Consider the following 13,175-nt stretch of genomic DNA (forward strand, 5'->3'; position numbering starts at 1 on the left):
AGAATTAAATAACCATATTTATATAATTATCGTTAAACCAATGACGGTATAAATAAGAATGATTATTGATACGCATAAATTGCTCGGTTCATTATTTTATCAAGCAACAAATAAAGAACAGTTATTAGATATTGTTCAGGCACTAGTAGAGAGCGAAGTCTTATCAGAAGGTTGTTTACTGGCACTTCAAAACGAACAGGAAGATGCGCTAGCTGCAGAGTTCAGCCGCTTGTTTGAAGGCGTTGGAGAGATGCCAGCTCCGCCTTGGGGTTCTGTGTACCTAGATAAAGACCGTGTCGTGTTTGGTGCATCGACTGTAGAATATCGAAAGTTTCTAGAATTAAACCAAATTGAATTGGATACAGGTTTAAGAGAGCCAGAAGATCAATTTGGTTTAATGTTATTCGCCCATGCGTATTTGTTAGAAAATAATAATATTGATTCAGCCCATGAATTACTTGAGTGTCACTTATTACCTTGGTCTTCTACTTATTTAGATAAATTAAATGCAGCATCAGATTTATCATTTTACAAGAAGCTATCAGGCGATGTAATAAATTGGCTTAATCAATTAACATCTGAATATAATTTAAACGTTGCCACTAAAAAGTTATATATCGACTAATGCCTGAGCAAATAAATTCAAATAGGCGTGGTTTCTTAACTCGACTCTCTAAGCCGGTTAAAGCTGCGGCAAGTTATGAAGAGATATCACAGCGCTTGCATGCAAGACCGCCAAGAGCGGTTGATGAGGTGCTGTTTGAGCGTCTTTGCGACGGTTGTGGGCTGTGTGAGCAAGCGTGTCCGAATAGCGTTATTGAGATGCTAGAAGGCAGTGCGCTGCTGAATTTGGATTACAACAGTTGTTCGATGTGTAATAAGTGCAGTGAAGTGTGTCCGACTGGCGCGCTTCATCAAACCGTGACGCCTTATATCGACTTGAAGCCCAGCTTTGCTGATAGCTGCAATAACTACATGCAAATGGATTGTAATGCGTGCCAAACCGCGTGTTCAGCAGGTGCGATACACATTGAAGATGGGGAGTTGCCTACGGTCGTTCAAGATAAGTGCAATGGCTGTGGAGAGTGCCGAAGCGCTTGTTACATTGGCTCTGTGACTCTGAACCTGACTCAACAGTAACCACCTGGTTTGGCTCCTAAAGACACGAATAGAAAAAGGGTCCGCATTCCAATAGGAGGCGGACCCTTTTTAATACTTATCATCTTTGATTAAGTGTTGCTTTTAAAAGTGTTTGAACTTATGTGACTCTATCTAAAGTGAAACCAAATAAAACTAAGCAAACGAACTTAAATCGAATAGGTTAGGCGCGCTTCTGTTTGCTTCTGTGAATCACGTTACTCAGCGATAAATCGGTTTTTGCTTTACAGATGCATGGCAAAATCTCATCGCCTTGTGTGTAAGCCATAGCAAAACCAACGTACTCAACCTCACCAGTATCCAACGTACAGCGGCATGCACCGCAGTGACCATCTCGGCAGTTGTATTCTGGTTCTAACCCAGCTTGCTCCATTGTTTCCAACAGAGTGTTGGAAGGGTTAGATTCAATCGAAGTCAGCTTGTTGATTTTGATTGTCGGCATTACAGCTCAAATCCTTCAAAGTCGTCAGCTTTTACTTCGTTGTCGATTTGACCAACTAGGTAAGAACTGATTTCAGCTTCTTGCGGAGCAACTTGTACGTTATCTGAAGATAACCAAGCGTTGATCCATGGGATTGGGTTCGACGTTGCTTCTGGGTAAGCAGTACCTAGACCAACCGCTTGCATACGGATGTTGGTAATGTACTCAACGTATTGGCAAAGAATGTCTTTGTTCAGACCAATCATAGAGCCGTCTTTGAATAGGTATTCTGCCCACTCTTTCTCTTGCTCTGCTGCTTCTTTAAATAGGTCAAAACACTCTTGCTTGCACTCTTCTGCGATTTGCATGAATGCGAAGTCGTCTTGACCGTTACGTAACAAGTTGATCATGTGCTGAGTACCAGTTAGGTGAAGCGCTTCATCACGAGCGATTAGCTTGATGATTTTAGCGTTACCTTCCATTAGCTCACGCTCAGCGAATGCAAATGAACATGCAAAGCTCACGTAGAAACGGATTGCTTCTAGTGCGTTTACCGACATTAGGCATAGGTAAAGTTTCTTCTTCAGGTCATGAAGTGAAACCTTAACGTCTTCGCCGTTGATGCTGTGGTTGCCTTCACCGTAGCGGTGGTAGTCAGCCGTTAGCTTGATCAGATCGTCGTAGTAGAAAGCGATGTCTTTCGCACGCTTAAGGATCTCTTCGTTTTCAACGATGTCGTCGAATACTACGCCTGGATCATTCACGATGTTACGGATGATGTGCGTGTAAGAACGAGAGTGAATCGTTTCAGAGAAAGACCAAGTTTCAATCCAAGTTTCCACTTCTGGTAGAGATACCAATGGAAGCAGGGCAACGTTAGGGCTGCGGCCTTGGATAGAATCTAGAAGCGTTTGGTACTTCAAGTTAGAGATGAAGATGTGCTTTTCATGATCAGGTAGCTTGTTGTAGTCGATACGGTCGCTAGACACGTCTACTTCTTCTGGACGCCAGAAGAAAGAAAGCTGCTTCTCGATAAGCTTTTCGAAGATCTCGAATTTTTGTTGGTCGTAACGTGCAACGTTTACCGACTGACCTAAGAACATTGGTTCTTTTAGTTGATCATTTTTTTTCTGAGAAAAAGTACTGTAAGCCATAAATGCCTCAAATCCTTTAAAGATCCGTAATAAAACGGACCCTGTTAATGCTTTAAACCCAGAGAAGATAACTTCTCTGGGGTCTTAATGTTTATTGCAGTTTAGATCTTACAACCGCCGCCTTCACAATCTTCTTCTGGCACTTGAACTGCATCGCCTTGGTCGTCTTTAGCACCATCACGAGTGTTATGGTAGTAAAGCGTCTTAACACCGTATTTGTACGCCGTTAGTAGATCTTGAAGCAGTTGCTTCATTGGTACTTTACCGCTGCCGTAAATACTTGGATCATAGTTAGTGTTTGCAGAGATAGCTTGGTCAACGAATTTTTGCATGATACCCACTAGGTGCAGGTAACCATCGTTAGAACCAATGTTCCAAAGCAGCTCGTAGTTCTCTTTAAGATTTAGGAAATCAGGAACTACTTGCTTCAGGATGCCGTCTTTTGATGCTTTCACAGAGACATAGCCACGTGGTGGCTCGATACCGTTAGTTGCGTTCGAGATTTGAGACGATGTCTCAGAAGGCATAAGCGCTGTTAGCGTAGAGTTACGCAGACCGTGCTCCATGATCTCTTCACGTAGAGAATCCCAATCGTAGTGCAATGGCTCTTCACATACTAAGTCGATATCTTTTTTGTAAGTATCGATTGGCAGTAGGCCTTTCGCGTAGTTGGTCTCGTGGAAAGATGGGCAACGACCTTGCTCTTTCGCTAGGTCAACAGATGCTTTTAGCAAGTGGTATTGAATTGCTTCAAATGTGCGGTGAGTCAGGCCATTTGCACTGCCGTCAGAGTACTTAACACCATTTTTAGCTAGGTAGTATGCGTAGTTGATTACACCCACGCCTAAAGTACGGCGGTTCATTGTTGACTTGTATGCAGCTGGAAGCGGGTAGTCTTGGTAATCAAGGAGCGCATCTAGGGCACGAACAACCAATTCAGAAAGCTCTGCTAGGTCATCAAGTTCATTGATTGCACCAAGGTTGAATGCTGAAAGCGTACATAATGCAATTTCGCCTTCGTTATCTTCTACGTTAGAAAGCGGCTTAGTTGGTAGCGCGATCTCTAAACATAGGTTCGATTGACGAACTGGTGCTACCTCAGAATCAAACGGGCTGTGTGTATTACAGTGGTCAACGTTCTGAATGTAGATACGACCAGTAGAAGCACGCTCTTGCATTAGCAGAGAGAATAGCTCAACGGCTTTGACTGTTTCGCGTTTTACTGAAGGATCGTTTTCATACTTAACGTATAGCTCTTCAAAACGGTCTTGGTTTTCGAAGAACGCATCGTAAAGGCCTGGTACGTCTGACGGAGAGAACAGACTGATGTTGCCACCTTGCACAAGGCGAGAGTACATAAGCTTGTTCAGCTGCACGCCGTAGTCCATATGACGAACACGGTTCTCTTCAACACCGCGGTTGTTTTTCAGTACTAATAGAGACTGAACTTCACCGTGCCATAGTGGGTAGAATACCGTTGCTGCACCACCACGAACACCACCTTGAGAACAACATTTCACTGCTGTTTGGAAGTATTTGTAGAAAGGGATGCAGCCAGTGTGGAACGCTTCACCATTGCGGATCTCAGAACCAATCGCACGAATACGACCTGCGTTAATACCAATACCAGCACGTTGCGACACGTAACGAACAATTGAGCTTGCTGTTGCGTTGATTGAGTCTAGGCTGTCACCACATTCGATCAGTACACAAGAACTGAATTGACGAGTAGGTGTACGTACACCAGACATTATTGGTGTAGGTAGAGAAATCTTAAACGTAGATGATGCATCGTAAAAACGTTTGATGTAATCAAGACGAGTCGATTTTGGGTATTTAGCGAATAGACACGCAGCAACTAGGATGTAAAGGAACTGAGCACTCTCGTAGATTTCTTTTGTTACACGGTTTTGCACGAAGTATTTACCTTCAAGCTGCTTAACCGCTGCATAAGAAAAGTCTAAGTCACGTTTGTGGTCGATATACTCGTCAAGCTCGTCGAACTCAGCTTTCGTGTAGTCTTCCATTAAGTGTTTATCGTACTTACCCATACCAACCAGTTTTGTCACGTGGTCATAAAGCGCAGGCGGCTCGTATTCACCGTATGCTTTTTTACGTAGGTGGAATACTGACAGGCGTGCTGCTAGATATTGATAATCAGGAGTCTCTTCAGAGATTAAATCCGCTGCTGACTTGATGATTGTTTCATGAATGTCAGTTGTGGTGATGCCATTGTAAAACTGAATGTGAGCTTTCAATTCTACTTGTGATACAGAAACATTGTGCAAGCCTTCAGCTGCCCATGTGATCACGCGATGGATCTTCTCTAGATCGATAGTTTCTTTGCGCCCGTTACGCTTGGTAACAGTAAGTTGTTGGTTCATTCTGCTTAATTTCCCTAACAAAACTGAACAAGGCCGTGTTTTTGTGTGTTTCTGTGTAATTTTTGTAAATTACGTTCCGGCCTTGTGATCTTGGTCTACCCATACATTGTAGTTGAAACACAACATATAGGGGTCATTTGTTTGTTGGGTTACAAGATAGTGCTACATCCGATATTTTTCAAGGTAAAGAAATGGGAGTGCTTGTGGATAAGTGGTGGATTGAAAAAAAACTGTAAGTGACCACTAACTGATGAAGTTAGATGCGACTTGATTGTATAAAAGTCGGTTTTTCATGATGCTTTATTTTTGCTCGCCCATAAAAAAAAATCCCTTGATCTTTGAGCAAAATGGGCGACGGATTTTAGACGATTAAATTTAAATCGAGGTGGTCAAAATGGAAGCTAGCGCACGAAATTTAGACTGAAAAAAGTCGCAAACTTATGTTAATTGCAACCTTTTTCGTGAGCCTATTTGCTAAATAATTTTACGGTTGGGGTGTCGATATTTTTTAGGCGAAATTTTGGGTGTGAACGATGTAGTTAACGTCTACATTTATCCCTAAACGGTAAGTGTCCGTTAATGGGTTGTAGTGCAGCCCTGTAATCCCTAATTCTTGCAGCGGTGTGTTATCAATCATCTTGATAAGTTCAGCAGGGCGAATGAACTTCTCGTGCTCGTGAGTGCCCTTTGGAACGATCTTTAATAGCTTCTCCGCACCAACAATTGCAAACAAGTAAGATTTGAAATTCCGGTTCAAGGTAGAAAAGAATACGTGGCCGCCAGGTTTCACTAACTTTGAACATGCGCTAATCACCGATTGTGGGTCAGGCACATGTTCTAACATTTCCATACAAGTCACCACATCGTAAGTTTGTGGGTTTTCTTCTGCGTGGTCTTCGATTGTGCTCTGAATGTAATCTAGCTTGGTGCCGGTTTCTAATGCATGCAAGTGAGCCACTTCAAGCGGCTCTTTACCCATGTCTAGACCTGTCACTACTGCGCCTTCAACGGCCATGCTTTCAGCCAAAATGCCACCGCCGCAGCCAACATCGAGTACTTTCTTGCCAAACAGGCCTTCGGTTTTCTCTAGTACATAATTTAGGCGCAATGGGTTGATTTGATGTAATGGCTTAAACTCGCCTTCTAGATCCCACCAGCGTGATGCCATATCTTCGAATTTCTTGATTTCTGCTGGGTCTACATTCTGTGATTTAGTCATAATCGGGCATTTCCAAGTTAAATAATGCATCCATGAAATTGCAGGCATTATAGCTTGCCTTTTCGCCTTGACCAGAAGATCTACAATTTTGCTAATTTATTGGGTGTAAAGTGACCATGTTTCAGCGAGATATGACGCGGAGGTGCAATTTCTCATCAATTGATTGGCTACAAGGGTCACAAGATGGTAAAAGGAGAGGGAAAGTGATGCCTCCGTAGGTAAATTTGTGTTATATTTTTCGGTCTTATACGTATTCAAAAATACGATCTGACTATAGAGGGAAAATGGCTCTATGAGCGATCTAGCGAAAGAGATCACGCCCGTAAATATTGAAGATGAGCTTAGAGGTTCATACCTAGACTACGCGATGTCCGTCATCGTTGGTCGTGCCCTTCCAGATGTGCGTGATGGCCTAAAGCCTGTACACCGCCGCGTTTTGTTCGCGATGAATGTACTAGGTAATGATTGGAACAAACCATATAAAAAGTCTGCTCGTGTAGTAGGTGATGTAATCGGTAAATACCACCCGCATGGTGATAGTGCGGTATACGATACGATTGTTCGTATGGCTCAACCGTTCTCACTGCGTTATATGCTAGTTGATGGCCAAGGTAACTTTGGTTCTATCGATGGCGACTCCGCGGCTGCAATGCGTTATACCGAAGTTCGTATGGCGAAAATTGCTCACGAGCTCCTGGCTGACCTTGATAAGGAAACTGTGGATTACGTACCGAACTACGATGGTACAGAGCAAATTCCAGCAGTACTTCCTACAAAAATTCCTAATCTATTGGTAAACGGTGCTTCTGGTATCGCAGTAGGTATGGCTACTAACATCCCACCACACAACCTTGGTGAAGTTGTTGATGGCTGTTTAGCATTTATCAATAATGAAGATATTACTATTGATGAGCTAATGGACTATATCCCTGGTCCTGATTTCCCGACAGCAGCACTTATCAGTGGTCGTAAAGGCATCGTTGATGCTTATAAGACTGGCCGCGGTAAAGTTTACATGCGTTCAAAAGCGAATATTGAAGTAGAAAATAATGGTAAAGAAACCATTATCGTTACTGAGATTCCTTACCAAGTAAACAAAGCTCGTTTGATCGAGAAGATAGCTGAACTGGTTAAAGACAAGAAAGTTGAAGGCATCAGTGCTCTGCGTGACGAATCTGATAAAGATGGTATGCGTATTGTTATTGAATGTAAGCGTGATGCTGTAGGTGAAGTTGTTCTGAACAACCTTTACTCACAGACTCAACTGCAAACGACTTTCGGCATCAACATGGTTGCGTTGAACAACGGTCAACCACAGTTGTTCAACATCAAAGATATGCTTAAGTGCTTCGTAGACCACCGTCGCGAAGTAGTGACTCGTCGTACTATCTTTGAGCTGAAGAAAGCGCGTGACCGTGCACACATCCTTGAAGCACTGTCTCTAGCACTGGCTAACATCGATGAAATCATCGAGCTTATCCGTAACGCTCCAACACCAGCTGAAGCAAAAGCTGGCTTAGTGGCGCGCGGATGGGATCTTGGTAACGTTGCTTCCATGCTTGAACGTGCTGGTACTGATGCGGCTCGTCCTGATTGGTTGGAAGACCAATACGGCATCCGTGATGGCCAATACTTCCTAACGGAAACACAAGCACAAGCTATTCTAGAACTTCGTCTTCACCGCCTAACTGGCCTTGAGCACGAGAAGATTCTAGATGAGTACAAAGCACTTCTAGAAGAAATCGCTGAGCTAATGCACATCCTTGCAAGCACTGAGCGTTTGATGGAAGTTATCCGTGAAGAACTTGAAGCGGTACGTGAAATCTATGGCGACGAGCGTCGTACAGAAATCACAACGGCAGTTCATGACATCGACATGGAAGAGCTGATTGCTCAAGAAGACGTTGTAGTGACGCTTTCTAACGCAGGTTACGTTAAGTACCAAATCCTAAGCGATTACGAATCTCAGCATCGTGGTGGTAAAGGTAAGAGTGCAACTAAGATGAAAGATGAGGATTACATTGAGCGTCTGCTTGTCGCTAATACTCATGATAACATCTTATGTTTCTCTACACGTGGTAAGACATATCGTCTGAAAGTTTACCAACTACCGTTAGCAAGTCGCACAGCTCGTGGTAAGCCTATCATTAACATTCTTCCTCTAGAAGAAGGTGAGCGTATTACGGCTATTCTGCGTGTTTCTGAGTTCTCTAACGAGAAATTCATCTTCATGGCAACAGGCGACGGTACTGTTAAAAAGACACCTCTGGATCAATTCGCAAACGTACGTGCTAATGGCCTAATCGCTGTTAATTTACGCGACGACGATTCATTGATTGGCGTTGACATTACTAATGGTGATAGCGACATTATGCTGTTCTCTCAATCGGGCAAAGTTGTCCGCTTTAATGAGGACAAAGTACGAGCAATGGGTCGTACTGCCTCTGGTGTTCGTGGTATGAAGCTTCCAGAAAACGATCAAGTGGTTTCATTGATTGTTCCTTCAAATGAAGGCGATATCTTAACTGTGACGCAAAACGGTTACGGTAAGCGTACTGAATTAGCTGAATACCCAACGAAAGGTCGTGCAACGCAAGGTGTAGTATCTATCAAAGTCTCTGAACGTAATGGCCCAGTTGTTGGTGCTGTTCAAGTTGAGGAAGGCGATGAGATGATGATGATCACTGACGCAGGTACACTGGTACGTACTCACGTTGCGGAAGTAAGCCAAGTGGGTCGTAACACTCAAGGTGTAACACTGATTCGTACTGCTGAAGATGAGAATGTTGTAGGCCTACAACGCATCGACGAAGTAGAAGAAGCTGAAATTGTTGAAGGCGAAGCTGAAGCAGCAGATGCTGAGACTATCAACGCTGAAGTTTCTGAATCAAGTGAAGAGCAAGCATCAGATGCTTCTGACTCTGAAAGTGATAGCGAGCAAGACACTGAGTAATCTCGATTACGTTAAGTAATTAAGCTTACTAATGAAAAAACCGAGCCTAAGTGCTCGGTTTTTTATTACTTGTTATTTGTGGAACGTGGTCTGACTTTATAGTTGGGCTTTGATCGCTAAAATCTCGATAGCTAAACCTTGATCAATATTGTGGTGAGGTGAAAACGATAGAGTGGAGGGGAATAAAAGAGGAGTGTGGAATGGACATCTGGTTGTTGGTTGCGTTGATACTAATGAGCTTGTTTTTGATTGTGGTCGTCATTGCGGCAAACAAAAACAGCGGTCATCTAAAAGGTAATGTGGTGATTTCTCTTACTGCCGTGGCTCTGAGCATGCTTGTTTGGTCTCAACTGAAACAAGACTTACCTCAACTTCCTTTGGATGATAGCAATAGTTACACAGCAACAGATTTCCAAGATGAGCTTCAGCAAAGCCTTGAGCAAGACCCGAATCAATCCGATTTGTGGTTTAAGCTTGGTGGTGTGTATATGCAGAAAGGGGAGTTTGATGCAGCGTTCACTTGTTACGACTACGCGATTCGATTAGACCCTCAAGCACCTTCTGGCATTTATGCCGCTAAAGCTACTGCACTTTATTACCTTAGCTCTCAGGTGATGAGTGATGAGGTCAACAGGTTATTAAATCAGTCGATGCAGCTTGATCCAAACGATAGGACTGCATTAATGTTGATGGCGACCGATCACTTCATTAGCATGCGCTATCAACAAGCGATCGATGCGTGGACCCAAATTCTCGACTCCAATCAAAAGGGCATTGATCGTGTGTCAATTATCCATTCGATCAACCAAGCTAAACAAATGATCCGCTAAGCTACGTCTGGATAAATGCTTCGCGATTCTAACTTAACTACTGATTTTAAAATGTTCGCTTCTGTTATTATTGGCTTTCGAGCATTTCAGTTAACCCACCTGCGTTATGGATTTGAGTAAATCCTTGATCACGCAAGAACTGATAAGCTTGTCCTGAGCGATTACCACTGCGGCAATACAAAACGATCGGTTGGTCTTTCTCAATGTTAGCAAAGTGAGTCGCTAATTCTGAAAGAGGGTAGTTGATGGCGTTGTCTAGATGCCCTTGTGCGAACTCTGCAGGTGTTCTTACATCAATGACTAATGCACCTTTCTCTATTAACTCCCACCCTGTCTCTGCGCGGTCTGATGCGTTAACGTCTGAACTGAGTAGTGCAATGCATAATGCTGAAAGCGAAAATAAGGTCTTCATTGTTGACTCCTTGAATGAGTAAACGGTCATTGGAAAGTAGGTATTGATTTGAATGCTTCAAACCTAAAACTGAATATTTAAAACAAAAAACCAGCCACACAACAATAGTGTGACTGGTTTTTACCTAACGGTCTATTTGAAGAAACTAGTATTCGTAGTTGGCTTCACGCTTTTCAGCTTGTCCTTCCCATTTAGGAACAACCGTGTCTAAGAAGTGTTGTTTCTCGGCGTTCATCTTATCCATGTCCATTCCAAGCGCTTTTTGAGCGGCTTCTTTGGTCGAGATATCTGGAATCTCGATTGGATCGGTGATGCCTTTCTTAGCTAGTAGACGAACAATCTTAGTACGAGCGTCCGCTGCACGGTCAACGGCAGTACCTAGCACTTCTAAAGCGATTTCAGGAGCGTGCATATGGATACCGTGAGATGCAATAGCGTAGTCCCAACGCCATTGAGCGTGACGTATATCCAGTAGGATAGGTTCCATCTCTTGTTCTGTCGCACCTGCGTCCCATGCTGCGCCCGCTTCAAAGTGAGCGGCGACAATTTGTTTCTCAGCCGTCAGCTTCATGTTCAGAACTTGCGCTTTACGGCTTGAAACGATGTTACGCATGGTTTCTTTAGATTGAGTGTGACAGTTTGCACACGTATCTTCGAAGCGGTCGAATGGGTTGCCCACTTTGTGGTCGGTATAAACAGTGCCATCTTCTTTGGTGACTTTAGGCATATGACAGTCTGCACAAACGACTTTGTTTTTGCCGTGGATACCTTCACGCCATGTTTCGAAACCAGGGTGCTGTGCTTTCAGCATTGGCGCTTTCGATACTTTATGCGTCCAATCTTTAAAGTTGATCGCATCATAGTAACGTTCCATATCGCCGACGGTTGTACCTTGGTCCCAAGGGAATTTCACGCCTTTGGTTGGACCGGTGAAGTAATATTCCACGTGACATTGGGCACAAACTGACGCTTGTTGGTCTAAGCGGCTTTGCTCATCAAACTTTTTACCAATTGCTTCAAATGCACGTTCAACGTAAGGACGAGTCACCTTCAGTGCTGGCTCACCATTTTTAAAGCCTTCGCTTTGGGTATCGTGACAGTCTGAACAGCCAATAGGGTTAATGATCTCGTTGCCAAGACGCGCCCACTTACCGTCGAAATAACCATCTTCGCCACGCTCTTCGATAACACGTGCTACATCTGGGCTCTTACAGCTCCAACATGCCATTGGCATCGGGCCCGAACTTTCGTCAGTAGGGCCGCCAGTACGAAGTGTTTGTCTTACATCGTCAATCGCATAAAAGTGACCACGGGCTTTGTTGTAATCTTTTGCGAACCCGTAGCCTGCCCACATTATGACCATGTTGGGATCTTCTTTTAGTGCATCTTCAATGGTTTCGCTTTCTGACGTTTGTCTCCATGAATGATATTGATCTGGGTGGTTTTGCTCGAACTGGTCGTTACGAGGATCGCCAATTTCTTTTTGTTCAGACGCAGCAAAACTGGTCGCGCTTGCTAGTGATGCGCTAACTATTAATAGTGCTGTGACCGAATTACGTATCCAATGCTTTTTCACAGTGATATCTCCAATATACTGATTTTTATACCAAGCGTTGTGAGTTTGCTATTCAAATTAAGAACTGGAGAATTCCTGTTTATATTAATTCATAAATCAACATATTTTGTTACGTGTCGGGAGTTTGCTTGTTTTAGATCAATTAATGACAGTGACCTTAATCACGCTAAAGTTTATATAACTCTAAAGTAGTATGAATGGTTAGGTTGATTAGAATTTAACTGAGAATTATTATCATATATGACAAGCAATTACCTAAATTGACCATGCTTTAAATAGGGTGATTACGTTCACAGATTAACCTATCGAAATTTCGTATTACCCAATTAGAGGTATATTCTGACAATAGAAAGCGTTGTGGCTTATCCAAAATAAGAATTGATATCATTTAAACGGTAATAATATCGTTTAAGGGGACTTTTGTTTAACCGGAATATTATTTAGTTGAGAGTTAAATAATGCCGGTATAAGGAAAGGATAAAATGGGCAATATTAAATTGGCCATAGTCATAATGCTTAAATCCCTTCTAGCATTCTGCCTCTATGGTTATTCCATTCATGCTGTTGCTGAGCCTGCTGTTACGCCAGTAGGAGAATCAACAAGACATGAAGTCGAATTAATACGCGACAAAGACTACAAGTGTGTTCAATGCCATAAAGATTCAAAAGAAACGGTATTGGGTTCACATGGTGAAAGTGCACACGCTTTACTTGGCCGTGAAGTAAATTGTACCGATTGTCATAGTTCAATTAGCCCCGATCACCGTGAAGGTGCGCCTGAAGTGGTGAAGTATCGCGAGGCTCAATCACAACCGGGAACTGAAAAGGTTTTCCTAGAACCAAGCTTAATTCTAGATGCCAATAGCCAATGTATTGATTGTCACAAGCCTGATGATCTTCGTGAAGCGAATTGGACTCACGATGTTCACGCGCAAAACTTAACCTGTTCAAACTGTCATGACGTTCATGCCACTGAAGCGAAAGTGTTGGGTTTAGATAAAAAGCAAACCATCAAGCTGTGTGTGGATTGCCATTCAGACTTCAACCAGAAGAAAGAAGAGGAGTAAT

General features: G+C 43.1%; 11 protein-coding genes. 5 read left to right on the forward strand and 6 right to left on the reverse strand.

What is annotated here, in order from left to right; all coding sequences use genetic code 11:
- Positions 1–58 precede the first annotated feature (58 nt).
- The gene (locus tag OCT63_RS06535) at positions 59–625 is read left to right on the forward strand and encodes a TorD/DmsD family molecular chaperone (RefSeq protein WP_269983400.1); all 567 of its coding nucleotides are present in this window, start codon (positions 59–61) and stop codon (positions 623–625) included.
- Positions 625–1,140 carry a ferredoxin-type protein NapF gene (napF, locus tag OCT63_RS06540; protein WP_269983401.1) on the forward strand — a complete coding sequence of 172 codons (516 nt, stop codon included), beginning with the start codon at positions 625–627 and terminating at the stop codon, positions 1,138–1,140. Before OCT63_RS06535 ends, napF begins: the two co-directional genes overlap by 1 nt.
- A 181-nt stretch (positions 1,141–1,321) precedes the next feature.
- Here the strand turns inward: napF and yfaE are convergent, their stop codons facing one another.
- From yfaE to ubiG, 4 genes are all read right to left on the reverse strand, one after another.
- A complete protein-coding gene (gene yfaE / locus OCT63_RS06545; RefSeq protein ID WP_161672164.1) occupies positions 1,322–1,600 on the reverse strand; it encodes a class I ribonucleotide reductase maintenance protein YfaE in 279 nt (92 codons plus the stop codon).
- Positions 1,600–2,733, reverse strand: coding sequence for a class Ia ribonucleoside-diphosphate reductase subunit beta (nrdB, locus tag OCT63_RS06550; protein ID WP_060467479.1), 1,134 nt, complete (start codon positions 2,731–2,733; stop codon positions 1,600–1,602). The genes yfaE and nrdB overlap by 1 nt, the downstream gene beginning before the upstream one ends.
- Positions 2,734–2,834: 101 nt before the next feature.
- Positions 2,835–5,117 (reverse strand): class 1a ribonucleoside-diphosphate reductase subunit alpha, encoded by a 2,283-nt coding sequence (nrdA, locus tag OCT63_RS06555; protein ID WP_060467480.1) that lies wholly within the window; start codon positions 5,115–5,117, stop codon positions 2,835–2,837.
- 508 nt (positions 5,118–5,625) lie between these two features.
- The gene (gene ubiG / locus OCT63_RS06560) at positions 5,626–6,336 is read right to left on the reverse strand and encodes a bifunctional 2-polyprenyl-6-hydroxyphenol methylase/3-demethylubiquinol 3-O-methyltransferase UbiG (protein ID WP_161685870.1); all 711 of its coding nucleotides are present in this window, start codon (positions 6,334–6,336) and stop codon (positions 5,626–5,628) included.
- A 292-nt stretch (positions 6,337–6,628) separates the two neighbouring features.
- On the opposite strand from ubiG, the gene gyrA reads away from it, so the two are divergent.
- Positions 6,629–9,289: a DNA topoisomerase (ATP-hydrolyzing) subunit A gene (gene gyrA, locus OCT63_RS06565; protein ID WP_161748661.1), complete on the forward strand. Its 2,661-nt coding sequence runs from the start codon at positions 6,629–6,631 to the stop codon at positions 9,287–9,289.
- A 200-nt stretch (positions 9,290–9,489) separates the two neighbouring features.
- Positions 9,490–10,119: a TPR domain-containing protein gene (locus OCT63_RS06570; protein ID WP_269983402.1), complete on the forward strand. Its 630-nt coding sequence runs from the start codon at positions 9,490–9,492 to the stop codon at positions 10,117–10,119.
- Between the two features lie 67 nt (positions 10,120–10,186).
- Here the strand turns inward: OCT63_RS06570 and OCT63_RS06575 are convergent, their stop codons facing one another.
- Together OCT63_RS06575 and nrfA are read right to left on the reverse strand one after the other, a co-directional pair.
- Positions 10,187–10,531, reverse strand: a complete 345-nt coding sequence (locus OCT63_RS06575) for a rhodanese-like domain-containing protein (RefSeq protein WP_269983403.1) — start codon at positions 10,529–10,531, stop codon at positions 10,187–10,189.
- 145 nt (positions 10,532–10,676) lie between these two features.
- Complete coding sequence (gene nrfA / locus OCT63_RS06580; RefSeq protein ID WP_269983404.1) at positions 10,677–12,107, reverse strand: ammonia-forming nitrite reductase cytochrome c552 subunit; 1,431 nt, start codon at positions 12,105–12,107, stop codon at positions 10,677–10,679.
- Positions 12,108–12,589: 482 nt separating this feature from the next.
- Between nrfA and nrfB the strand changes: the two genes are divergently transcribed.
- A complete protein-coding gene (gene nrfB, locus OCT63_RS06585; RefSeq protein WP_060467486.1) occupies positions 12,590–13,174 on the forward strand; it encodes a cytochrome c nitrite reductase pentaheme subunit in 585 nt (194 codons plus the stop codon).
- The last annotated feature ends 1 nt before the right edge of the window (position 13,175 follow it).

It is taken from the genome of Vibrio sp. RW (genome assembly GCF_027587105.1).
In the GTDB taxonomy this organism is placed as follows: Bacteria; Pseudomonadota; Gammaproteobacteria; order Enterobacterales; family Vibrionaceae; genus Vibrio; species Vibrio toranzoniae.

Coding starts and splice junctions, on each gene's coding strand:
- napF (WP_269983401.1), top strand. CDS start 625: ATGCCTGAGCAAATAAATTCAAATAGGCGTGGTTTCTTAACTCGACTC.
- OCT63_RS06575 (WP_269983403.1), bottom strand. CDS start 10,531: ATGAAGACCTTATTTTCGCTTTCAGCATTATGCATTGCACTACTCAGT.
- yfaE (WP_161672164.1), bottom strand. CDS start 1,600: ATGCCGACAATCAAAATCAACAAGCTGACTTCGATTGAATCTAACCCT.
- OCT63_RS06535 (WP_269983400.1), top strand. CDS start 59: ATGATTATTGATACGCATAAATTGCTCGGTTCATTATTTTATCAAGCA.
- gyrA (WP_161748661.1), top strand. CDS start 6,629: ATGAGCGATCTAGCGAAAGAGATCACGCCCGTAAATATTGAAGATGAG.
- nrfB (WP_060467486.1), top strand. CDS start 12,590: ATGGGCAATATTAAATTGGCCATAGTCATAATGCTTAAATCCCTTCTA.
- OCT63_RS06570 (WP_269983402.1), top strand. CDS start 9,490: ATGGACATCTGGTTGTTGGTTGCGTTGATACTAATGAGCTTGTTTTTG.
- ubiG (WP_161685870.1), bottom strand. CDS start 6,336: ATGACTAAATCACAGAATGTAGACCCAGCAGAAATCAAGAAATTCGAA.
- nrdA (WP_060467480.1), bottom strand. CDS start 5,117: ATGAACCAACAACTTACTGTTACCAAGCGTAACGGGCGCAAAGAAACT.
- nrdB (WP_060467479.1), bottom strand. CDS start 2,733: ATGGCTTACAGTACTTTTTCTCAGAAAAAAAATGATCAACTAAAAGAA.